The sequence below is a fragment of the Microcoleus sp. Pol7_B2 genome (genome assembly GCF_036701035.1).
Classification (GTDB): domain Bacteria; phylum Cyanobacteriota; class Cyanobacteriia; order Cyanobacteriales; family Microcoleaceae; genus Microcoleus.
Genome location: NZ_JAUBQB010000011.1, coordinates 98,025 through 121,055, shown reverse-complemented (window position 1 = coordinate 121,055; position 23,031 = coordinate 98,025). Strand labels below are relative to the sequence as shown.

19 protein-coding genes are annotated in these 23,031 nt (G+C 45.0%); 9 read left to right on the top strand and 10 right to left on the bottom strand.

From position 1 onward, the window contains the following. Window positions 1–165: 165 nt before the first annotated feature. The 3 genes from QUA57_RS07045 to QUA57_RS07035 form a co-directional block, all read right to left on the bottom strand. Complete coding sequence (locus tag QUA57_RS07045) at window positions 166–1,230, bottom strand: tetratricopeptide repeat protein (protein ID WP_333060118.1); 1,065 nt, start codon at window positions 1,228–1,230, stop codon at window positions 166–168. Between the two features lie 87 nt (window positions 1,231–1,317). Continuing rightward, window positions 1,318–1,575, bottom strand: coding sequence for a hypothetical protein (locus QUA57_RS07040; protein WP_333060116.1), 258 nt, complete (start codon window positions 1,573–1,575; stop codon window positions 1,318–1,320). A gap of 91 nt (window positions 1,576–1,666) precedes the next feature. Next, window positions 1,667–1,924, bottom strand: coding sequence for a hypothetical protein (locus QUA57_RS07035; RefSeq protein WP_333251009.1), 258 nt, complete (start codon window positions 1,922–1,924; stop codon window positions 1,667–1,669). A 296-nt stretch (window positions 1,925–2,220) separates the two neighbouring features. Here QUA57_RS07035 and QUA57_RS07030 point away from each other — a divergent pair, with 296 nt between their 5' ends. Then, the gene (locus QUA57_RS07030; RefSeq protein WP_333060113.1) at window positions 2,221–3,153 is read left to right on the top strand and encodes a LysR family transcriptional regulator; all 933 of its coding nucleotides are present in this window, start codon (window positions 2,221–2,223) and stop codon (window positions 3,151–3,153) included. Between the two features lie 163 nt (window positions 3,154–3,316). On the opposite strand, the gene QUA57_RS07025 is transcribed toward QUA57_RS07030, so the two are convergent. Further along, window positions 3,317–3,640 carry a hypothetical protein gene (locus QUA57_RS07025; protein WP_333060111.1) on the bottom strand — a complete coding sequence of 108 codons (324 nt, stop codon included), beginning with the start codon at window positions 3,638–3,640 and terminating at the stop codon, window positions 3,317–3,319. Between the two features lie 59 nt (window positions 3,641–3,699). Beyond that, window positions 3,700–4,623 (bottom strand): AraC family transcriptional regulator, encoded by a 924-nt coding sequence (locus tag QUA57_RS07020; protein ID WP_333060110.1) that lies wholly within the window; start codon window positions 4,621–4,623, stop codon window positions 3,700–3,702. Window positions 4,624–4,811: 188 nt separating this feature from the next. On the opposite strand from QUA57_RS07020, the gene QUA57_RS07015 reads away from it, so the two are divergent. Together QUA57_RS07015 and QUA57_RS07010 are read left to right on the top strand one after the other, a co-directional pair. Next, a complete protein-coding gene (locus QUA57_RS07015; protein WP_333060109.1) occupies window positions 4,812–5,579 on the top strand; it encodes an SDR family oxidoreductase in 768 nt (255 codons plus the stop codon). 33 nt (window positions 5,580–5,612) lie between these two features. Next, the gene (locus QUA57_RS07010; protein ID WP_333060108.1) at window positions 5,613–6,350 is read left to right on the top strand and encodes an SDR family oxidoreductase; all 738 of its coding nucleotides are present in this window, start codon (window positions 5,613–5,615) and stop codon (window positions 6,348–6,350) included. A 155-nt stretch (window positions 6,351–6,505) separates the two neighbouring features. Here QUA57_RS07010 and ispD read toward each other — a convergent pair whose 3' ends face one another. Further along, entirely contained in the window at window positions 6,506–7,192 is a 687-nt protein-coding gene (gene ispD, locus QUA57_RS07005) for a 2-C-methyl-D-erythritol 4-phosphate cytidylyltransferase (RefSeq protein WP_333060107.1), read from the bottom strand. A gap of 172 nt (window positions 7,193–7,364) precedes the next feature. Here ispD and QUA57_RS07000 point away from each other — a divergent pair, with 172 nt between their 5' ends. After that, window positions 7,365–8,327 carry a glycosyltransferase family 9 protein gene (locus QUA57_RS07000; RefSeq protein ID WP_333060128.1) on the top strand — a complete coding sequence of 321 codons (963 nt, stop codon included), beginning with the start codon at window positions 7,365–7,367 and terminating at the stop codon, window positions 8,325–8,327. A gap of 475 nt (window positions 8,328–8,802) precedes the next feature. Here QUA57_RS07000 and QUA57_RS06995 read toward each other — a convergent pair whose 3' ends face one another. Together QUA57_RS06995 and QUA57_RS06990 are read right to left on the bottom strand one after the other, a co-directional pair. Further along, window positions 8,803–9,432, bottom strand: coding sequence for an ATP-binding protein (locus tag QUA57_RS06995; RefSeq protein WP_333060106.1), 630 nt, complete (start codon window positions 9,430–9,432; stop codon window positions 8,803–8,805). A gap of 205 nt (window positions 9,433–9,637) precedes the next feature. Next, window positions 9,638–10,264 carry an ATP-binding protein gene (locus QUA57_RS06990; RefSeq protein ID WP_333060105.1) on the bottom strand — a complete coding sequence of 209 codons (627 nt, stop codon included), beginning with the start codon at window positions 10,262–10,264 and terminating at the stop codon, window positions 9,638–9,640. A gap of 344 nt (window positions 10,265–10,608) precedes the next feature. On the opposite strand from QUA57_RS06990, the gene QUA57_RS06985 reads away from it, so the two are divergent. The 5 genes from QUA57_RS06985 (at window position 10,609) to QUA57_RS06965 (ending at window position 18,850) form a co-directional block, all read left to right on the top strand. Next, window positions 10,609–11,973 carry a transcriptional regulator gene (locus tag QUA57_RS06985; RefSeq protein WP_333060104.1) on the top strand — a complete coding sequence of 455 codons (1,365 nt, stop codon included), beginning with the start codon at window positions 10,609–10,611 and terminating at the stop codon, window positions 11,971–11,973. A gap of 1 nt (window position 11,974) precedes the next feature. Further along, the gene (locus tag QUA57_RS06980) at window positions 11,975–14,338 is read left to right on the top strand and encodes a WD40 repeat domain-containing protein (RefSeq protein ID WP_333060103.1); all 2,364 of its coding nucleotides are present in this window, start codon (window positions 11,975–11,977) and stop codon (window positions 14,336–14,338) included. Window position 14,339: 1 nt separating this feature from the next. Continuing rightward, window positions 14,340–16,865, top strand: coding sequence for a WD40 repeat domain-containing protein (locus QUA57_RS06975; RefSeq protein WP_333060102.1), 2,526 nt, complete (start codon window positions 14,340–14,342; stop codon window positions 16,863–16,865). Continuing rightward, entirely contained in the window at window positions 16,862–17,986 is a 1,125-nt protein-coding gene (locus QUA57_RS06970) for an ATP-binding protein (RefSeq protein WP_333060101.1), read from the top strand. The genes QUA57_RS06975 and QUA57_RS06970 overlap by 4 nt, the downstream gene beginning before the upstream one ends. Window positions 17,987–18,268: 282 nt before the next feature. After that, on the top strand, window positions 18,269–18,850 hold the full coding sequence (locus QUA57_RS06965; protein WP_333060099.1) for an HAD family hydrolase: 582 nt from the start codon (window positions 18,269–18,271) through the stop codon (window positions 18,848–18,850). 15 nt (window positions 18,851–18,865) lie between these two features. Here the strand turns inward: QUA57_RS06965 and QUA57_RS06960 are convergent, their stop codons facing one another. After that, the gene (locus QUA57_RS06960; protein WP_333060098.1) at window positions 18,866–20,095 is read right to left on the bottom strand and encodes a response regulator; all 1,230 of its coding nucleotides are present in this window, start codon (window positions 20,093–20,095) and stop codon (window positions 18,866–18,868) included. Window positions 20,096–20,101: 6 nt separating this feature from the next. Next, entirely contained in the window at window positions 20,102–23,029 is a 2,928-nt protein-coding gene (locus QUA57_RS06955) for a PAS domain S-box protein (RefSeq protein ID WP_333060097.1), read from the bottom strand. Window positions 23,030–23,031: the final 2 nt, after the last annotated feature.

Sequence of the window (23,031 nt, the reverse complement as noted above, 5' to 3'; positions counted from 1 at the left end):
CTTTTGGTCTTCGGGTGTCATTTTTTTCCCTCATCTTTTTTCACAGTTTTACTAGCTTTTTCATTTTCGCCCTTTTTCATATATTTGCAACAGTGAGATGCACCCTCGTCGCCAAAGTCGATCGCTTCCAATTTTCATCCGAGACGCCGAACCGCTTAACTGTCATTATTGCGGTACAAGCTGACCGGAAGACAATCGCTTAATTCCCTCCATCGCCGTAGTTTCTCCGGCTTTGTCACCGCCCTCACGAGCAATTTTTAAAGCTCCCTCGTAGGATTCGAGAGCTTTAGCAGATTGACCGAGACTTTCATGAATTGCGCCCATGTTGTTGAGCAAGCGTCCGATACTTGTCTTGTCGCCGATTGCTTCTAACATCGGTATTGCTTGCTGAAAATAGATCAGCGCTTGAGTATCTTTGCCGAGTTTGCGAGAGGTAAGTGCCATGTTGTTGAGGAGGCGACCGACGCCAGCCCTGTCTCCGATTTCCCGACGAATTGCTAAAGCTTGGTGGTAAAATTCCATGGCTCTATTAAAGTCGCCGATGTTGTAGTAGACGCCGCCCATGTTATTGAGGGTACGACCTAAATCGCGGCGATCGCCCTCAATAGTGCGAATCGTGCGCGCTTGCTGGTAAAATTCGATCGCCTTGGCGTAATTGACCTGTTCTGCGTAAACGGCCGCGATGTTGTGGAGGGATTCTCCAATTTCAATTTGGTCGTTGGCACTTTTGGCAAGTTCCAAAGCTTCTTGGTGCAGTTTCATCGCTTCGGAAAAATTGTCTCCAATCCGGTTGACGAAACCGATGAGATTGAGAGTGCGCGCGATACGACGCCCTTGGCTGATTTCTCGGTGAATGACTAAAGCTTGCCCCAAAACTTCCAAAGCTTTGGGCCTCAAACCCATTTCGCCATAAACTTCCCCCATATTGTTGAGGGTTTCTCCGATTCCCGCTTTGTCGTCTAGTTGCTTGCGAATTGCCAAAACTTGCTCAAAAGTCTGGATAGCTTCTTGAAACAAACCCTCGCGGTGCTGTTTTACTCCTGTTTCAAAGAGTGCGTCTGCTTGCGTTTTGGGGTCAGTTGCCTGAGCCTGAGCGCTCGCTTGGGCGCGCCTAGCATTTATAATTGGGCCATAAGCCCGGGCGTCTGAAATTGCCAGCAAGCTGAGTGCGGGCGATAAGACAATACTTATAGCTGCGAGATAGCTGAAGTGATAAGAGCGGCAGTACACCGATCGAGTCCTCCAATAGCTAAGTGATAACTATTAAGATAGAGCTTTTTGGGGTGTTCCTGCCGAATTTTTTCTCAATCTCTAGGTTCAGACTGGGTTTTTGTCTTGCCAGACTGCCATAATCAGCGGCATATTGTTGAGAGCGGATATGACAGCAAAGTTTTTGCTGGGTGGAAGCGATGCTTTTTCAGAGCTTTGCAATATGATGTCCTGTTGGTCAAGCGTGATCCAAGCAATTCCTGACAAAACTTGGATTTCTCGATGAGTTTGAGGCAATCTGTATACCTCGTTTTCCATCAGAACAATGCGATCTGGCGCTGCACATTCGGAAGATATTTGAAGCATAGCATCTCCTACTGAGTAATTGGTAATTGCTAATTGGTAATTGCTAATCGAGGACTGTATGTCACTTCATTTCCACGCAACCCACACACTACTATTGGCAATAACGCCGATCGATCCAAGCGCGCATTTCATCATCCGTCGCCACGCAAGTAGAACGACCCGTCGCCCGATCGCAACCGTGCCACCAAGTGTTACCATAGCGATCGCAAGCCTGCCAAATTCTCAGTTCGTCCTCACCAGAAATGAGGGAGAGCAAAAACTGCCCAATTTGATTTATAGCTGAAAAGAGAGATTGCCCTTTCGGTTTTTCGGATTGTTTAGCTCGATCGGCACTCAAAAATAACCTCATTATTCGGGGTTGTATCCGATTTTTGTAAGTAGACATAGCCAACACCTTAAAGTTAAAACTCCTACAAAAATTGCACTAAAAAAATACAAAAAAAAGCTTTTCACTGCAATAATTTCATCGCAATTACAGCACAATATTGTTGCCGTGCAAGTCCTGTCAAAGTCTATCTGTTACCTGATAAATTAACCTTAACTCTGGGGCAATTGACAATCAAAGCATTGCTTGCATAGGTTGTATGAATAAAATCGATATATCGAAGCCCCTGTGACAATTTAGACACTACTGGCACAAGCGCTATGAACGAAATCAATACGCGGCGGATGAAACTCTCTCAGATTCAAGCTTTGATAGCTGTAGCAGACTGTGAAAACTTTAGCGAGGCGGCTTTGCAATTGGAACTGTCCCAATCCGCCGTCAGCCACGCCATAGCCTCTTTAGAAACAGAATTGGGAGTGCAATTGTTCCACCGGGGGCGACACGGTGCTCAACTGACGCCAGTCGGGGAAAGGGTAGTGAGTCACGGGCGTCAAATAGCCTGCGCCTTAGAAATGATGGTCAAAGAAGCGGATTTAGAAAAAGGTTTGCAGGGAGGTCAGGTACGGATAGTTACTTTTCGGAGTGTCGCAACTCATATCCTACCGGGTATTATTGCTAAATTTCGCAGTTGCTTTCCCAAAATTACAGTTAGCATTACCGAAGTTTATTATACCCAAGCTGTGGAAGAGGCTTTGCGATCGGGCAAAGCAGACATCGGCTTTGTCTCTCTTCCCATTTCCGATGAATTTGAAACTAGAGAAATTTTGCGGGATAAATATGTTGTGTTGCTGCCGCCAACTGCCAAATTGTCAAGTGCTAAGATTACCTGGGAAGAATTAGCAGCTTATCCGTTGATTTTGCAGCCGGCGGAAAATCCTTGTTCGATACCGCTGCGAAAATATTTGACAACTTCGGGGTTTCCCTTAAATATTGCTTACGAACTCAGCGAAGATTCAACTATTGTCAGTATGGTGATGCAAGGTTTGGGTACAGCAATTCTGCCCCGTTTGGCCGCAGAACCGATACCGTCTTCGGTGAAAGTTTGCAGTTTGCCTGCGGATTTTGAAAGGGTAATTGGGGTGTCTGTTTTGAGGGATGGGTTGTTGATTCCGGCCGTGTTTGCGTTCTTAGATTTAGTTAAAAGTGCCGCAGAGGTTGATAGTGAGGGTGATTTTCCGATTAACCCTTCATGAGAAACCTAAGTCAGTTGTTATTGGTTATTGGTTAGATTGAGATTTTGTTACCGCAGATATCAGCAGATGAACACAGATGAACGCGGATGAGATTGTATCTGCGTTCATCTGCGTTCATCTGCAGTTTAAAAAAATCGCATAAAATAGTGCGATCGCTGATTGCCTACTTCATGCGCTTAGCCACAAGACTAGAACTATCGCCTTGGTGGAATTTGACTCGACCATCTACCGAGTTTTTATCCTTTAATTTGAGCCAACCGCTACCGGAGGCAGGATCGCATTCGTCATTACCGTCCCAGGTAAACTCCAATCGCCGATCCTTTCCATCTTTTACGACTTCGCCGTCAATTTGACCTGATACTAAACCGAATTGAAATTCTCCTGAAACCGTAGGTTCAATCTCGATATACGCTTCAACTTCCATGTCCAAGTAATCACTATCCCACAATTCCATCTCCGCGCTCCGCCATTTACCGCAATATTCCATTGCTTTTATCCTCCATTTGTGTTAATGGAACAAAACCAATATAGTCGAAACAGTTACGCTCAAGCAGTACGCAAACGCTCAATATCCCGGATCGGCGGCGCACCGAACATCCGAGAATATTCGCGGCTGAACTGTGAGGGGCTTTCATAACCCACCTGATACGCAGCATTTGTGGCATCGGCGTTTTCGGCAAGCATCAGGCGACGTGCTTCTAATAGTCTTAATTGCTTTTGATATTGAAGTGGACTCATCGATGTCACTTCCTTAAAATGGTGATGAAAAGATGAAGGAGACATCTTGGCTTGTCCTGCCAAATCCTCAACACGCATCGGTTTTACAAAATCAGTTTTAATCAGTTTGAGCACCTCAGCGATGCGCTGCATATTGCTGCCAGATGTTGCGATTTGGCGGACAGCTTCGCCTTGTTCGCCTATTAAAAGACGATAATAGATTTCGCCGATAATCATCGGTGCCAGGATAGGGATATCCTGCGGTGTATCCAAAAGTCTTGTCAGTCTGAGGGCGCAATCGAGCAACGGTGCATCGGCGGTGCTGACGAACAAACCTCTAACAGAGTTTTCTTTCTTATTTGCACTTGGGTTGGTTTGGGCAGTAATAATGTCACAGAGTTGGCGTGGATCTAGATTCAGCTTGAATCCTAAATACGGCTTGTCTGGGGTAGCCTCTACAACAAATCCGTTAATAGGTAAATCAACGGAGATCACAAGATATTGAGCCTCGCCATAACGATAGGTTTCCTCACCCAGCAACGCTTCTTTTTGACCCTGAACGATGATGGCGAGAAGAGGTTCATAAACACCATGTAGTGCTGCGGAAACTGAAGATTCTCGCGTCAATTCCAGCTTATCTATAGCTGTTTTATGCAAACCGTTACCCTTGCCTTCAGTGTGCCGAGTTACTAATGCCGCCAATTCTTTACATTGATTAGCGATCGCATCTTGGTTTATTAGTTGGTTGAGCATTTCAATTGCCCTGCTAGTTTTTTGATTGATTTAACCATTTCCTTTTGCTGATCATAGAGCATCTTGAGCCATTCAGAAAATATGGCTTTGGAGGATTAGGCAATAAATTGCGAGGTCTGTGTATTCAACACCCTTGCTTTTAGTCATAGGATGAACACATCCCAATAAACCAATAAAAGGATAAGGTAATGACCAAAGACAATACGAAAATCGCATTGGTAACAGGGGCGAGCCGAGGACTTGGCAAAAATACCGCTTTGACCCTTGCCAGAAAAGGAGTAGATGTCATCGTGACTTATCACAACAGCGATGAGGATGCAAAAAATGTCGTATCTGCGATCGCCGATATCGGAGCTCAAGCGGTTGCACTGCAACTGGATACTTCAAACACGAAAACCTTTGACGGTTTTGTGGAACAAGTCAAGCAGTCACTTCAAGATAAATGGCAGACAGAGCATTTTGATTTCCTCGTGAATAATGCTGGTATTGGGGTTCATGCGTCTTTTGCTGATACCACCGAAGATGATTTCGATCGCTTGATGAATATTCATGTAAAAGGCGTTTTCTTCCTCACGCAGAAACTTCTGCCTTTGATAAATGATGGAGGACGGATTGTCAATATTTCGTCGGGACTTGCCCGTTTTGCTCTACCGGGCTATGCAGCTTATGCAAGCATGAAGGGAGCGATCGAAGTTTTGACCCGATACATGGCGAAAGAACTGGGACAAAGACAGATTGCCGTAAATGTGGTGGCCCCCGGCGCGATTGAAACGGATTTTAATGGCGGTGCGGTGCGTGACAATCCTGAGATTAACAACTTTATCGCTTCGCAAACCGCCCTAGGTCGCGTCGGTCTTCCTGATGATATCGGCGGTGCGATCGCCTCTTTGCTATCCGAAGAAAACAGATGGGTGAATGCACAGAGAATCGAAGTCTCTGGCGGTCAGTTTATTTAATTGAAATCAACTTTAAGAAAAGGGAAAATAACCATGTTGAACGTAGAAAACAAAGTTGTTGTTATCACTGGGGCCAGTAGTGGAATCGGTGAAGCCACCGCTAAGTTGCTGTCCAAAAACGGCGCAAAAGTTGTTTTAGGCGCACGTCGCACCGATCGCCTAGAAGCGATCGCCAAGGACATTCGTGCGGAGGGTGGAACAGTCGAATACCAGGCGCTGGATGTGACGCAACGCAGTCAAATGGAGGATCTGGTTCAATTTGCCCAAAGTAAGTTCGATCGCGTAGATGTCCTGATTAACAATGCTGGCATCATGCCCCTATCCGCACTCGAACAACTGAAAGTTGAGGAATGGGATCGCATGATTGATGTCAATATCAAAAGTGTTTTGTACGGCATCGCGGCGGCACTTCCTGTCATGAAAACACAAAAATCTGGTCAGATTATTAATCTTTCCTCGATCGGCGGACACGCGGTTTATCCCACTGCTGCTGTTTACTGTGCTACTAAATTCGCCGTTAGAGCCATCTCAGAAGGCTTGAGACAAGAAGTTGGGGGCGACATTCGGGTGACGGTGATTTCTCCTGGAGTAACGGAGTCTGAGTTAGCCGAGAGCATCACTGATGAAACTGCAAGATCGGGAATGCAAGAATTCCGCAAAGTAGCTATTCCTGCTGCTGCGATCGCGCGATCGATTGTATTTGCGATCGAACAACCTGACGATGTTGATGTTAGCGAAATTATTGTCCGACCAACAGCCAGCCCTTACTAAGTAGGTCAATTTAATTAAATCTAAAAGGCGAGGGTTATTAGATACCCAACTTCTTTAAAAAGTCGGGTATCTGGGTATTCTGAGTTTTTATGAGGACTTAGTTAGCTTACCAATTCCCATAGCCAATTCCCAATTTCCCCTTACACAATTTAAAACTATTCCCCGTATCTCTGCCGCAAAATAAATTCAGCTAGTGCTAAATCAACCGGTGTTGTGACTTTCAAATTCGTCTCTTCTCCCTCCACAATTTGCACTGGTAAACCGCATTTTTCAAACAAAGCCGCATCGTCTGTAACTTCCCAACCTTTCTGTCGCCCTTCTTGGTGACACTGCTTTAACAATTTCACTTCAAATCCTTGGGGAGTCTGGGCTGCCCACAAATTGCTTCTGTCTGGGGTGTCTCGCACGATCCGACGCTCATCTACGACCTTAATCGTATCCTTGACCGGGACGGCGACAATCAAGCCCGGACAGGTCAAGAGGGCCTCGGCAGATCGATCGAACAATTCAGCAGTTGCCAAACACCTCGCCCCGTCGTGAATCAACACTCGATCGCCCGACGGAGGCAAAGCCTGCAAACCGTTGTAAACTGACTCTTGCCTGGTGGCGCCTCCTTTAATCAGTTCCACGGGCTTAACCAAAGATAAATCGCTCAGAATTGCTTTAAAATCAGGAAAATCGTCTGGCTGGCCCATGATGCCAATCCAGCTAATGTGCTGCGAAGCTTCAGCAGCAGCCAAAGTCCAACTCAGCAAAGGTTTCCCCAGCAAAGTCAGCAGCAGTTTGTTCCGCTGACTCCCCATCCGTCGCCCCGAACCCGCTGCAGGAATTAATAAGTGCATTTACTAACCGTTTTTAACCCAACTAGATATATATAATAAGAGCGTCCTGTACTTTTGAGTCAGTTGTTTAGCTGTCAGCCAGTAGCTTTTAAGGTCTAGAAATACTATAAGCTGATAGTTGAGAGCCGATCTCTGAGAGCTACCTCGATCAATAATAGCCCGATCGTTTATGATGCGAATACTAGCACTTGTCCCTGGCGGGATTGGCGACCAAATTTTATTTTTCCCCACTCTTGATGACCTCAAGCAGTCTTATCCCGACGCGCAAATTGATGTCATCGTGGAACCGAGGGCAAAGGGTGCTTACCGAGTCTGCAAGTCGGTCAAAGAAGTCTTGACGTACAATTTCAAAGACCGCAACGCTATGGCCGATTTGGGCAATTTACTGGGCGTAATTCGCGATCGCGAATACGAAGCAGTGATTTCCCTAGGCCAGCGGTGGACTGTAGGGCTGCTGCTGTGGCTGACCGGCATTCCGCAGAGAGTTGGCTATTCTGGAACCAACGGCGCTCGATTTCTCACTGCTGCTGTACCGCTGAAAACTGAACAGTACGCCGCTTCAATGTACCACGATTTGCTGCAAGGATTTAACATTAAAAATCCTTGTCCGGCGATCGCAATTAATGTACCAAAACAGGACATTCAGTGGGCGGAAGCCGAACAGCAGCGGTTGGGAATCAAAGAAAGCGGCTACATTTTGATTCACGGCGGTTCCAGTCAATTAGCTGTGTCTAAAGGTATTGACAAAATTTACCCTACAGACAACTGGAAGCAAATTATCCAAGACTGTCAGCAGCGGCAGCCTAATTTGCCCGTTGTTGTTGTGAAAGGCCCCGAAGATGCAGACTTCGTGACAAAGTTAGTCGAGTTATGTCCGAATGTAAAAGTTATCTCGCCGGATGATGTGGGCAAGTTGGCCGCCACCATTGCTGCTGCTAATTTGATGATATGTACTGACAGTGCGCCGATGCACTTAGCTGTGGCGGTACAAACTTATACAATAGCTTTGTTCGGCCCGACTGAACCTGCAAAATTGCTGCCAAAGAGCGATCGATTTTTGGGCATTAAATCTCCTACTGGCAAAATGGCGGACATCTCTCCTCAAGATGTTTTGAAGAAGGTTTGGGGCGGCTAAAAACTAGGATATCTAAGCCAGGACACGGCAGTGCCGTGTCCCTACAATTAATCGGGTGATCGTTGCATTTCTCATCAAGGGCGATCGATGAGGGGTAGGGAAACGGCACTGCCGTGTCCTCCATTTCCTAGGAAACGGCAGTGCCGTGTCCCTACAATTAATCAGGTGATGGTTGCATTTCTCATCAAGGGCGATCGATTATTTTGGGGTAGGGAAACGGCATTGCCGTTTCCTCCATAGCCTAGGACACGGCAGTGCCGTGTCCTTACAATAAATCGGGCGATGGTTGTATTTCTCATCAAGGGCGATGATTATTTTGGGGTAGGGAAACGGCATTGCCGTGTCCTCCGTCGCCTAGATAAATTGGCAAATTGCCATTGCAGTGGCAGAAGGCGGCTCGAACCTGTAACCGTAACCCCCGCCCGACCATCTAATATTTATTTGTAACCACTTACTTAGCAATTTCAGAACAGCTTTAGTGAAGAGTAAAGGCCAGGTCGTTCCAACTAAACAGAGTTTTTTCGGGCAATTCTTCTTTCAGCTTGGTCTTGAGGTCAAAAGGCTTGCCCCAATCCCATATTTCGATCTCTAGGCGTTCGTTAAAGACTGCGATCGCTAGTTCTATTTTCGGAGTTTCCAATGACCGATTTGTGTGGGCGTGGCGAACCGCATGGGCAAAACCCTCGATCGCAGCAAGCTTACAAAGCTGCAAAACTGTTTCGGGAATGGGTAGAAGCTCTAACTGCTCGACCCAGCATAAAACTTGAGTAACCGCCTGGAGCTCGCTATTGAGTTTAATTTTAATTTTCTGGAATGGCTGGTTATAACTTGGCTCGGATTGGGGATTTCGTTGCTCTTGAAGCCAGTTAAAGCTGTGTAAAAGGTCGATCGCACGCTTAAAAAAAGTAGTTTGAGTGCTAGGTTGTGGTGGTACTAAAGCTGGCTGAAAATATTTTACAATTAACAGACAGTTTCGCCCCTCAGATGTGCGGGTATAACTTAGCTCATCGGCAATTTTGCCAATAAGTTTTATACCTATTTTTCCTATTTCATCGATTTCGCTAAAATCTTCGTCACGGTGGGAATTTTCTAAGTTAAAGTTCATAACGGTTTTCTCTGCTAAATAGTGAGCTTTTTGGTTTTTACAGATATCCTACTGAAGCAAAAAGGGAGAATGAAGGGCAGACAAGGTGAGTTTTAATTTGCGATCTGCCATAATTTTTATGGTAAATCGGGCAGGAGATTAAAACCTATCAATCCTAGCCATGCAGAACTAATTAAAGGATGATTTGGAGATATAGCCATCTTTGCTAAAACATAAATTCCAGCTCTTTTAAACCTAACGAATCTTTTGCTGGCGATTGGTCACTTTTAACTTTACCTGGGAAATTAAGAGGCTTTCCCCAATCCCAAATTTGAATTTCTATGCGTTCGTTAAAAACTGCGATCGCAAGATCGATCGGAGTGTTTGATGGCATATTTTTGTGGTGGTGAATAGCATTGATAAACCCCTCGACAGTCGCAAGTTTACAAAGCTGCAAAACTTCTTCGGGAAGTGGTAGATTCTCTAACTGTTCGACCCACCATAAAACTTGAGTGACAGTGGCAATATCACTATTGAGTTGAAGGCTAATCTTTTGCAGTGGCTGGTTAGAACTTCGATCGGATGGGCTAGTTTTTTGCTCTTTCAGCCAGTTGAAAATGTTTAAAGTATCGGTCGCTCGCTTAAAACAATCAGCTTGATTGCTAGGGTGAGGTAGTACAGGCTGAAAATATTTTACAATTAACAGACAGTTTCGATGGTCAGAAGTGTGGGTATAACTAAGCTCATCGGCAATTTGGCTAATAATTTTTATACCTATCCCAAGTGATGGGATTTCATCCATTTTGCTATTATCTTCGTCCGGGTGTGAGTTGCCGAATAAGTTAAGATTCATTTCTAGTGACCTCCAATGTTTATCAAAAATTGCTTTTGTGCTTCTGATCAAATCATCGCATCACTTTAATTGACTGAAGTTGACCAGAGGTATAAAGTTAGGTCTATTAGAGGTCGGTATAATCAAAGTATAGTCAAGGTATAATTAAACTACTGTCATGCAGAGTCCCTATCCTTCGCAAGGCTCAGGACTGGCAAGCATCCCAGCCGTCTAAGAGCTCCTTGGCAAGGCTCAGGATGATTTAAGTGCATGACGTGTAAGTTGTAATAAAGTTAAATTAGGGGTTAACCTAGATGGATTGGCAAGAATTCCTTAGAAGCGAATGTGGGACACATGGATTATCGATGGAACACACAGAAACATTATTAGCAGCACTCTTCTCTCCTGAAAGAGCACCGCGCAATCAGGTAGAGCTTTCAGTAAAATTTAGCATATCAGAAGCTACTGTAAAACAGCGGTTGCGAGAGATTTATAAGAAATTTGGAGATAGTTTTCCTCAACTTATTGACCAAAAAGGTGCCGGAAAATTGGATTTATTGTTTAGAAAATTAAAACAGAAGTATTATCCAAAACCAGACCCAGTAGTTGCCCCCTACCCTGAAGAATTTAGATCGTTAATAGAAGAAAAAATTCGGAGGTTTTGCGGTCGCCAATTTGTTTTTGAGACTTTTGAGCAATTTATCACCGACAATCCTCACGGTTATTTTACGCTCGTCGGGGATGCGGGAATGGGAAAAAGCTCGATCGTTGCCAAATACGTCTGGGAACATGAATCTCCCTGCTATTTCAATATTCTCGTCGAACGCCGCAACCGACCAGAATTGTTTCTGAAGAGCCTTCGGCGGCAATTAATTGACCGCTATCAATTGTTAAATTCAGAAAACGCCGATTTACCAACTTTACTGGCCCAGGTGGCGGGACAACTCACTTTGGGCGAACGTTTGATAATTGCAATTGATGCACTGGATGAAGTCGAACAAGAACCGGGAGGAAATCTTTTACATTTACCAAAAAATCTGCCCAATCATGTATATTTTCTGATGACTAGGCGACCCTATAGCCTCGATAAAAAGCGGCTGTTAGTAGATGTTCCAGAAAAAGAGTTAGATTTAAGAGACGAAAAGTATGTTAACTTCAATCAGGAGGATATAAAAGAATATATTCGCTTTGTTATAAATACCGATTCTGACTATAAATATGGTCTGAAAAACTGGATTCAAACCCGCAAGGTTCCCGATACAACTTTTGTCGAGGAAGTGGCAAATAAAAGCGAAAATAACTTTATGTATTTGCGGTATGTTTTGCCGGCAATTGCTAAGGGTGATTACAATGACTTGAGTTTAAGGCAATTGCCCGATGGGCTGCAAGAATATTATCAAAACCATTGGGTGCGAATGGGGATAGATGCTAAGCCTGGGCAATTGATGGAGATTGTCTTGTATATTTTGCTAGAAATTGCCACGCCCATTCCCTGCGACATGATTGCTGGAATTGCCAAGGTGGATCAATGCGATGTGGGAAAGGTTTTAGAAGATGAGTGGGTTGAGTATTTGAAAAAGCAGAATGTAGAAGGAGAAATCTGCTATACCATTTATCATGCTAGTTTCCTTGACTTTCTGAAAGCTAAACGGGAGATGGATTCAAATCGAAGAATTTTTCTGGAAGTAAATCAACGGATTGCTGAGTATTTAGAAAAGGGGATGGCGTGAGATGGGAGAATTTGCTGACAAGTTAGCGGCCAAACCACTTTCCTATCAACGTGCTTATCTGGGCAGCTTACTGCCAAATTATGTTAAGTCAGGTAATTTAGAAAAGTATTATCAAAAACTGACAGATTTTGACTTTCTGATGGCAAAGATTCAGCATCCTGAATTTGGGGTGCAGGCACTGATTGATGATTTCGATTTGGTTGACGCTTTTGAAGCAGTCACTAACCTAGAATACAACTCAGAAACAGCAAAAGCCTTGAACTTGATTCAAAGGGTACTGTGGATGTCGGCCGATATTTTGGATGCAGATAAGACCAAACTGGCCCAGCAATTGTTAGGGCGCTTACTGTACTTTGAAATGCCCAAGATTCAGGCAATGCTGGAAGTAGCAAAGCAGTGGAAAGCAGCACCTTGGTTGCGTCCTTTGACACCTTGTTTAACTCCCTCTTGCAGAGGATTGCTACGCACCCTTAAAGGTCACAGCAAGTCGGTAAAAGCCGTAGCCGTCACCCCCGACGGCAAGCGGGCGATTTCTGGTTCAAGAGACCAAACCCTCAAAGTCTGGGATTTAACCACTGGAAAGGAACTGTTTACTCTCAAGGGTCACAGACAGGTATATGCAGTAGCCGTCACCCCCGACGGCAAGCGGGCGATTTCTGGTTCAGATGACAACACCCTTAAAGTCTGGGATTTAACAACTCGAAATGAACTGTTTACTCTCAATGGTCATAGCGATTCGGTAAATGCAGTAGCCGTCACCCCCGACGGCAAGCGGGCGATTTCTGGTTCAGATGACAACACCATCAAAGTCTGGGATTTAACCACTGGAGATGAACTGTTTACTCTCAATGGTCACAGCAACTCGGTACATGGAGTGGCAGTCACCCCCGACGGCAAACGGGCGGTTTCTGGTTCGTGGGACAACACCCTCAAAGTCTGGGATTTAACAACTCGAAAGGAACTGTTTACTCTCAATGGTCATAGCGATTCGGTAAATGCAGTAGCAATCACTGCTGATAGCAAGCGGGCGATTTCTGGTTCGTGGGACAACACCATCAAAGTCTGGGATTTAGCAACTGGAAATGAACTGTTTACTCTCAATGGTCACAGACAGGTAAATGCAGTCGCTGTCACTACTAACGGCAAACAGGCAATTTCTGCTTCATATGAATACACCCTTAAAGTCTGGGATTTAACAACTGGAAATGAACAGTTTACTTTCAATAGCCACAGCGGCTCGGTCAATTCAGTTGCTGTCACTGATGATGGCAAGCGGGCGATTTCTGGTGCATATGATAGAACCCTCAAAGTCTGGGATTTAACAACTGGAAATGAACAGTTTACTTTCAATAGCCACAGCGGCTCGATCAATGCAGTTGCTGTCACTGATGATGGCAACTGGGCGATTCCTGGTGCATATGATAGACTTCTAAAAGTCTGGGATTTAACAACTGGAAATGAACAGTTTACTTTCAATAGCCACAGCGGCTCTGTCAATTCAGTTGCTGTCACTGATGATGGCAAGCTAGCAATTTCTGGTTCAGATGATACAACCCTCAAAGTCTGGGATTTCACAACTCGAAAGGAACTCTTTACTCTCACAGGTCACAGTTACTTAGTCCATGCAGTAGCCGTCACTGCTGATGGCAAGCGGGCAATTTCTGGTTCAAGAGACACCACCCTCAAAGTCTGGGATTTAACAACTGGAGAGGAACAGTTTACTCTCAAAGGTCATACCAACTCAATCAATGCAGTCGCCATCACTCCCGATGGCAAGCGGGCAATTTCTGGTTCATCGGACAACACCCTCAAAGTCTGGGATTTAACAACTCGAAAGGAACTGTTTACTTTAAAAGGTCACGGCGGCTGGATAAAAGCAGTCGCCGTCACCGCTGATGGCAAGCGGGCAATTTCTGGTTCATATGACAAGACAATCAAAGTCTGGGATTTAACAATAGGAAAGAAACTGTTTACTCTCGAAGCTCACGGCCAATTCGTAACAGCAGTCGCCGTCACCGCTGATGGCAAGCGGGCAATTTCTGGTTCAGATGACAACACTATCAAAGTATGGGATCTAACTACTCGAAAGGAAGAGTTTACTCTCACAGGTCACAGCGATTTGGTAAAAGCAGTAGCCGCGACTGCTGATGGGAAGCGGGCAATTTCTGGTTCGTGGGATAGCACCCTCAAAGTCTGGGATTTGTCGAGGGGAAATGTCATTGCCAGTTTCACGGGTGAAAGTTCGATCGCCAGTTGCGCTATTGCACCCGATGGAGTCACAATTGTGGCAGGCGACGAATCCGGCCGCGTATATTTCCTGCGACTAGAAGGGATTACTAAGTATTTAGAAAAGGGGATGGCGTGAGATGGGAGAATTTACTGACAAGTTAGCAGCCAAACCACTTTCCTATCAACGTGCTTATCTGGGCAGCTTACTGCCAAATTATGTCAAGTCAGGGAATTTAGAAAAGTATTATCAAAAACTGACAGATTTTAACTTCCTGATGGCAAAGATTCAGCATCCCGAGTTTGGGGTGCAGGCACTGATTGATGATTTCAATTTGGTTGAAGATTTAGAAGCAGTAACTCACCCCGAGTACAACCCAGAAACAGCGAAAGCCCTGAACTTGATTCAAGAGGCACTGTGGATGTCAGCCGATACTTTGGAGGGAGATAAAACCCAACGGGTCGGGCAATTGTTAGAACCATTACTGTACTTTGAAGGACCAGCTATTCAGGCAATGCTGGAGGTAGCAAAGCACTGGAAAGTAGCACCTTGGTTGCGTCCTGATATTAACTTTCTGATGGCAAAGATTCAGCCTCCTGAGTTTGGAGTGCAGGCACTGATAGATAATTTTAATTTGGTTGACAATTCAGAAAAATTAAGTCACCCAGAGTACAACCCAGAAAAAGCGAAAGCCCTGGACTTGATTCAAAGGGTACTGTGGATGTCAGCCGATATTTTGGAGCGAGCTCAGACAAGACTGGCGGAGCAATTGTTAGGGCGCTTACTGTACTTTGAAATGCCCGAAATTCAGGCAATGCTGGAGGTAGCAAAGCAGTGGAAAGCAACACCTTGGTTGCGTCCTTTGACACCCTGTTTAACTCCCCCTCGCAGGGGACTACTACGCACCCTCGAAGGTCACAGCAACTCGGTAAATGCAGTCGCTGTCACCCCCGATGGCAAGCGGGCGATTTCGGGTTCATCGGACAACACCCTCAAAGTCTGGGATTTAACAACTGGAAAGGAAGAATTTACTCTCACTGGTCACAGTAGTTCAGTATATGCACTAGCCGTCACGGAGGATGGCAAGTGGACGATTTCTGGTTCAAATGACAACACCGTCAAAGTCTGGGATTTAACAACTGGAAAGCAAGAATTTACTCTCGTTGGTCACAGAAACTCAGTAAATGCAGTAGCCGTCGCCCCCGATGGCAAGTGGGCGATTTCTGGTTCAAATGACAACACCGTCAAAGTCTGGGATTTAACAACTCGAAAGGAACTGTTTACTCTCACTGGTCACAGGAACTCAGTAAATGCAGTAGCCGTCACTGCTGATGGGAAACGGGCGATTTCTGGTTCGTGCGACCACACCGTCAAAGTCTGGGATTTAATAACGGGGAAGGAAGAATTTACTCTCAAAGGTCACAGCAACTCAGTATATGCACTAGCCCTCAGCAGTTATGGCAATAGGGCGCTTTCCGGTTCATCGGACAACACCCTCAAAGTCTGGGATTTAACAACTCGAAAGGAACAGTTTACTCTCACTGGTCACAGTGAATTGGTAAAAGCAGTAGCGGTCACTGCGGATGGCAAGCGCGCGATTTCTGGTTCATGGGACAATACCGTCAAAGTCTGGGATGTAACAACTGGAAAGGAACAGTTTACACTTGAAAGCCACAGCAATTCGGTAAATGCAGTTGTCGTCACTGCGGATGGGAAACGGGCGATTTCTGGTTCATGGGACAACACCGTCAAAGTTTGGGATTTAACAACTGGAAAGGAACAGTTTACACCTGAAAGTCACAGCAATTGGGTAAAAGCAGTAGCGGTCACGGCTGATGGGAAACGGGCAATTTCTGGTTCATGGGACAACACCGTCAAAGTTTGGGATTTAACAACTGGAGATGAACTGTTTACTCTCCAAGGTCACAGCAAAGCGGTAAATGCAGTCACCCTCACTGCTGATGGGAAACGGGCAATTTCTAGTTCGTGGGACAAAACCATAAAGGTCTGGGATTTAACAACAGTAGATGAACTGTTTACTCTCCAAGGTCACAGCAAAGCGGTAAATGCAGTTGCCGTCACGGCTGATGGAAACCAGGCGATTTCTGGTTCAGTAGACAACTCCCTTAAAGTCTGGAACTTAACAACTGGAGAGGAACTATTTACTCTCACTGGTCACAGCAAATCGGTAAATGCAGTAGCCGTGACTGCTGATGGGAAATGGGCAATTTCTGGTTCATCGGACAACACCATCAAAGTCTGGGATTTAACAGCTCGAAACGAACTATTTACTCTGCAAGGTCACAGCGACTCAGTATATGCAGTCACCGTCACTGCTGATGGGGTGCGGGCAATTTCTGGTTCATCGGACAACACCATCAAAGTCTGGGATTTAACCACAGGAAAGCAAGAGTTTACTCTCAAAGGTCACAGCAAGTCGATAAAAGCAGTAGCCATCACCCCCGACGGCAAGCGGGCAATTTCTGGTTCTTGGGACAACACCATCAAAGTTTGGGATTTATCGAGTGGAAATGTCATTGCCAGTTTCACGGGTGAAAGTGCGATCGCATGCGCCATTGCCCCCGATGGAGTCACAATTGTCGCAGGCGAAGAATCCGGCCGCGTATATTTCCTGCGCCTAGAAGGGGTGGAGGCACTAACATGAATTCCTCACCTCTTTCAACTCCCATCTCTACCACTGCTTACCCAATAGAATTTCAGCAGCTCCTGCGAGAAAAAACCGAGAATTTTGCAGGGCGCAAGTTTGTTTTTTCTGCCATTTCCCACTTTCTAAACTCCCACAGCCGCGGTTATTTCACAATAGTTGGCACTCCCGGCTGCGGCAAAAGTTCCATCCTCGCCCAATATGTCACCGCCCATCCTCGCAGTATCTATTACAATGCTGGAGTTGAGGGCAGAAATCGAGCTGAAGATTTTCTCGCTTCAGTCTGCACTCAACTGATTGACAAATACCTTGCCGCCAATGGGGAAACATCGGAAATCCTCAAGCTCAAATCTCAAATTCAAAATCTCGAATCCCATGATGGGAGTTGGTTTCTGTCTTTGTTGCTTCAGCAAATTAGCGATAAATTAGCCGATCGCCAAAAGTTGATAATAGTCATTGATTCTGTAGACGCGATCGCCCGCACGAGTCAGCCTCCCAGCACAAATCTGTTTTATCTGCCGAGATATTTGGGCGATCGTACTTATTTTATCCTCGCCCGCCGCCCGTTTTTGAGAGAGAAATCCGGTTTGTTAATTGAAACCCCCTCTCAAACTCTCGATTTAAGAGATTATCCCGCCCAAAATCGGGAAGATGTCCTTAACTACATTCAGCAATACCTATCAACCGCACCGGATTTAACTCAACCCGAATTCTGCCAACAACTCGCTACTGTCAGCGAAAACAATTTCATGTATCTGAGTCAGATGCTAAGGGCGATCGGCGAGAATTCACACCCCGATGCTAATCTGGGAGAGTCCTCACTTCCCTCTGAACTTCCTCCCGGTTTAGCAGCGTATTATCAAAACCACTGGCTGCGGATGACAGGTGATGGCTTATCGGCGATCGAGTTGTCTGTGCTGAATGTTTTGGTACAATCAACAGCAAGTTTATCTGTAAGTGCGATCGCCAATATCATTGATCAGGATGAATACGATGTTGAAAAAGCGTTAGACAATTGGATCGAGTTCTTAAATAAACAAGAAATTGGAGAAGAAATTTGCTATAGTTTGTATCATAATAGTTTCCGCGAATGGCTGGGAAAACAATCTATTTTAGAATGACGATCGTACCTAGATTTTCGCTGTGCCAGCCAATAGTCTTCCTTGTCCAGTCTTCCCGATCCCCCCTAACCCCCCTTAATAAGGGGGGGACAAGAGGAGTCAAAGTCCCAAGCGCAAAAAGAGGAGGACTGGAACACTTAAAGTCCCCCTTCTTAAGGGGGATTTAGGGGGATCTAGACTCGACTATAAACGATAGATACAAAGGTTTTTAGGCTTAAGTTAACACCAACGAGCACTGCCGCATCCTCACCCTAAACCCAATTTTCAAGCAACAATACAACAATGAAACGAGCAGTATTTCTTGACAGAGATGGCGTTCTCAATATCGAAGCGGGCTACATCCACCAAGTAGAAGATTTGCATTTAATCCCCGGAGTCGCCGAAGCTGTACGGCGTTTAAATGACAAACAAATATTTTGCTGTTTGGTTTCCAATCAATCGGGCCCGGCGAGGGGTTATTATCCGGTTAGCCACGTAGAAGCTTTGCACCAACGCCTGTGTGAGTTATTAGAAAATGAAGCAGGAGCCAAGTTAGATGCTCTTTATTACTGTCCTTATTTAAGCGCAGCCGAAGGCGGAACCAACCCAGAATTTACGCGGTATACAACATGGCGAAAACCGAATACAGGGATGTTGGTAGCGGCCGCTTGGGAACAGGATTTAGATTTGCGAAATAGTTTTATGGTCGGGGATAAAGCGACTGATGTAGATATGGCTCACAATGCCGGCTGTACTGGTATTTTGGTGCAGACTGGTTACGGAGAAAGTGTGTTGAGTGGAGAGTATCAGCACCATACTAAACCTGATTTTATTGCAGCAAATTTAGCGGCGGCTGTGGAGTGGATTTTGCAACACTTTGATTAGTGTTTGTAGTGGTATTTAAGTTTTTTCTCGTTGAGTCTTACAGGAAAGTGCTACGTAAGGAAGGGCGACTGTGAAGGTTGTACCCACGCCCATTTTGCTTTCGCAGACGATCGCCCCTCCTTGCAATTCCACAGCTTTTTTAACAATTGTTAATCCCAAACCATTACCTTTAATCTTTCCCGTATTCTTGCAGCGGTAAAACATTTCAAATATTTTCCCTACTTCAGTTTCTGGGATACCCATACCTTCGTCTCGGATACGCATAATTAGTAAGGGGGAGTTAATTTTTGTAAATTGGGAATTGAGAAATAAACACTGAGGAGACAAGCAGAAAATAGGTTCTGTGTCTCCCTCGCCTGCTTGACGGCATTCCAATTCCAAGGTGACTTGCCCGCCGTTGGGAGAATATTTGATGGCGTTGACGATTAAGTTAGAAATAATGCCGTGCAGTAATTGTTGATCTAATATTGCACTGGTAACATCTGAACAGATTAATGTTAGTTTGTGCTTGGCTTCATTTCCTAACTGCAATTGAGCTAGCAAGTCTTGACAAAATTCGACTAAATTTATCGGTAATGGATTGCATTTGAGTTGGCCTGCTTCTGCTCGACCCATGAACAGCATATCGTCGATTAGCTGGTTCATCTTCTGGGTAGCTGAGTGCACTAAGCGCAGGGTTCTAACTTGAGATTCGTCACTGCTGCGAGTTCGATCGAGATCCAGAAGTTCCGCAGAAATTAAAATCGCGTTGAGCGGGTTCCGCAATTCGTGAGCGGCCATTGAAATATATTGGTTTTGGCGGTGCGATTTTTCTTCCACCGACTCTCTAACTGCTTCCGCGGCTTTGAGAGATTCTCGCATCTTGGTTTCGATTTCGTGTCTGTGCAGGGCAATCTCGATCGCCACCCGCAAATCATTTTGTTGAAATGGTTTGATAATATAACCGAATGGGTCTGTAAGTTTCGCTCTTTGCAGCGTTTGATCGTCGGCATAAGCTGTTAAAAATATGGTCGGCACATTCCTATTAGTTCGGATTTTTTCGGCCGCTGTTACCCCGTCCATCTCACCTTTAAGCACGATGTCCATCAACACTAAATCGGGCGGGTTTTCTAGAGCTTTTTGAATTGCTTCTTCTCCTGAAGAAACTGTAGCTGTTACTGCATATCCCAGTTTTTTTAATCGGCTTGCTATGTCTTGCGCTACAATAACTTCGTCTTCGACAACCAAAATTTTTATAGGGTTCATTTTTCCTTAAATGCGTCGCCGATAATTTAACTCTTTAAAAATTAGAGTGTAGCAGGTTCCACACTGACTGTCAATGGCAATACTCGCCTCTAATTGGCAAGACAACATTCTCACTAATCGCAATCCTAATGTTTCAGTATTGTCTACGTCGAAACCCGCCGGGAATCCGCTACCATTATCTTGAATAATTAATTGGAGTTGCTGAGAACTTAATTCATTAAATTTAATGTTAATTTCACCTGTCAAACTTTGGCTAAAAGCATATTTTAGGGAATTAGAAACCAGTTCGTTAATAATTAAACCGCAAGGAATTGCTGTTTCTATGTTTAAATAAATTGGGTCAAGATTGAGATTGAATTGGATGGCAGTGTTGCCGCAACCAAAAGATTGATACAAATTAGCAACCAAGTTTTCGACGTAGGGGGGAAGGTCGATGCGATCGAGATGTTCGGATTGATAGAGTTGCTCGTGAATCAGAGCCATTGAATGGATGCGGGTCTGGCTTTCTTCAAATAAAGCTAGCGTGGATTCGTCTTCAATGTATTGAGCTTGAAGTTGCAGCAAGCTGGAAATTACCTGCATATTATTTTTGACTCGGTGGTGAATCTCTTTGATCAATACTTCTTTTTCGCGGAGTGCTGCTTGGATGCGGGCCTCGGTCAATTTGCGATCGCTGATATCTTCGCCAATACCCGCGATGCGGTAAATTTGGCCCGATTCGTCGTAAATGGGAAAAGCTCGATCGCACACCCAGCGAATTGTGCCGTCTGGCAGAAAAATCCGATATTCGGTATTGGTGGACTCGCCCTGCAACACTCGCCCCATTGCCTCTTCCAACAGGTGTTTATCTTCTGGATGCACCCACTCCATCATTTTTAAGGGCTCGGCATACAATTCTTCGCGACTGCGCCCCCAGATTTGTTCGTAAGCTGGACTTAGATACAATAAATCGGTGAATTCCGCAGACATTAGCCAGACGGAATCTTGGATATTTTCTGCTAACTGGCGGAAGCGTTCTTCACTTTCGCGGATGGTTTTTTCTGCCTGTTTGCCTGCGCTAATATCTACTGCAATGCCCACGATGCGGTAGACTTTACCAGATTGATTTTTAATCGGAAAAGCCCGATCGCGAATCCAGCGGGTTTTGCCGTCCGGCCTGACAATTCGATATTCTATCTCGTCTTCAGACTGAATTTGCCTAGTTAAATTAGCAATAACGCGCTCGCGATCTTCTGGATGGAGGGAATCTGCAAAAAAGCGCCCGTAAGCATATAAATCAGCGCTGCTTCTGCCCCAAATTTTTTCGTAAGCCGGACTGATATAAATAATTTCCTGGGGTTGAACGTTTACCATCCAAAACACGCTTTCAATATTTTCTGCTAGCTGTCGGAACCTTTCTTCGCTTTCTTTTAGTGCTGCTTCTGTTTTTTTGCGATCGCCAATATCTTCTGTCACTACTACATTGTAAATTGCCCCGCTCAGCGGTTCTTGGATAAGCGATACTGTAATATTTACCCAAACTACAGTGCCGTCTTTGTGCAGCAAGCGTTTTTCCATTTTAAAACTGTCAATTTCCCCGGCAAATAATTTCTTATTTTGTTCTAAATCTGCATCTATATCTTCTGGGTAAGTAACGTCCATCCAAGTTCGCGACAGCAGTTCGCTCGCACTATATCCCACTATCTCGCAGAATTTTTGATTGACTCGCAAATAGCGGCCTGTTTGGTCGGGGTGGGTAATGCCGACTGCCGCTTGTTCGACGGTTGCCCGAAAGCGTTCTTCGCTATCTCTGAGGGTGGCTTCTGCTTGTTTGCGATCGCTAATATCGCGCTGCACGCCAAAATAGCCCGCGATTCTGCCGCGGGAATCGTAAATGCAAATATAGTCGCCTTCCATCCAAACTGGAACCCCGTCAAACTTGCGATTCTCATTTTCGATGTGAATTCTGCCAGCATCAAAAAATTGCTTGATTATCTCTCTGCTACCAGTCAAGTTGTGCGACAAAAAAGAGTAAAGCGTCCGACCAATAAACTCTTCCCTAGTACCTCCGTATTGCGCTATCAAAGCATCGTTTGCCTTCGTTACCCGCCCGTTAGCAAATACGTAATCCAAGACTTTTTCTTTGTCAACTGTATCGTCCCAATGCACTGGTTCGTCCAGCATCAAAAAGAAAAAGCCATCTAAAGATTGAGAGAAAAACAATTCTAGCTGTTCCTGGCTTTCCCGCAGAGCTTTTTCGGCGCGCCAGCGAGAGAGAATTTCTTCCCGCAATTGATTGTTGGCTTTTTTCAAGTCTTCAGTGCGCTTTTGATATTTAATTTCTAGCTGATTTTTTATTTCTTCCAGCGCTATTTCTGCCTGTTTTTTGTCGGTAATATCTTGAGTAACGACCATTCCTGCAAAAATTTCTTCCCGGTCGTTTTTGACTGGAGCAATTGTTGTTGAATAAATGCGAGCGCCGTATTTATATTCAAAAGTATTCTCTTTTCCTGCCAAAGCAGCGCGATATGTAGTCTCAAAAAGGGGCAAATCTTCAGGTGGGGATATTTCCCACAATGTTTTGCCTTCCAACAGTTCTTTGGACAAACCAACTACTGCCAAACCTTGGCCGTCAACCAGAGTATAGCGCAAATCGCGATCGAACAAAAACACCGAGCCATTGGGATAATGTTTGATAAGAGTTCGGTACATTTCCTGGCTTTTTTCCAGAGATGCGATTAACTGAATGCGATCGTCCTCGGTGATATCCGATTCAGTTGCCCAAGCCGAAGAGTCGGCATTCTCGACTGCTTTGAGTTGTGCTTCTAATTTCTGGCACAATTCTCTCTGCTGCTGCAAATCCTCTTCAAGTTGCCAAATTTTTGCTTTTTGCTCTGCTACTAATGCTTCGCAGGTTTCAAGAGGTCGATCGATCTTCGTAGGATCAATACACATAA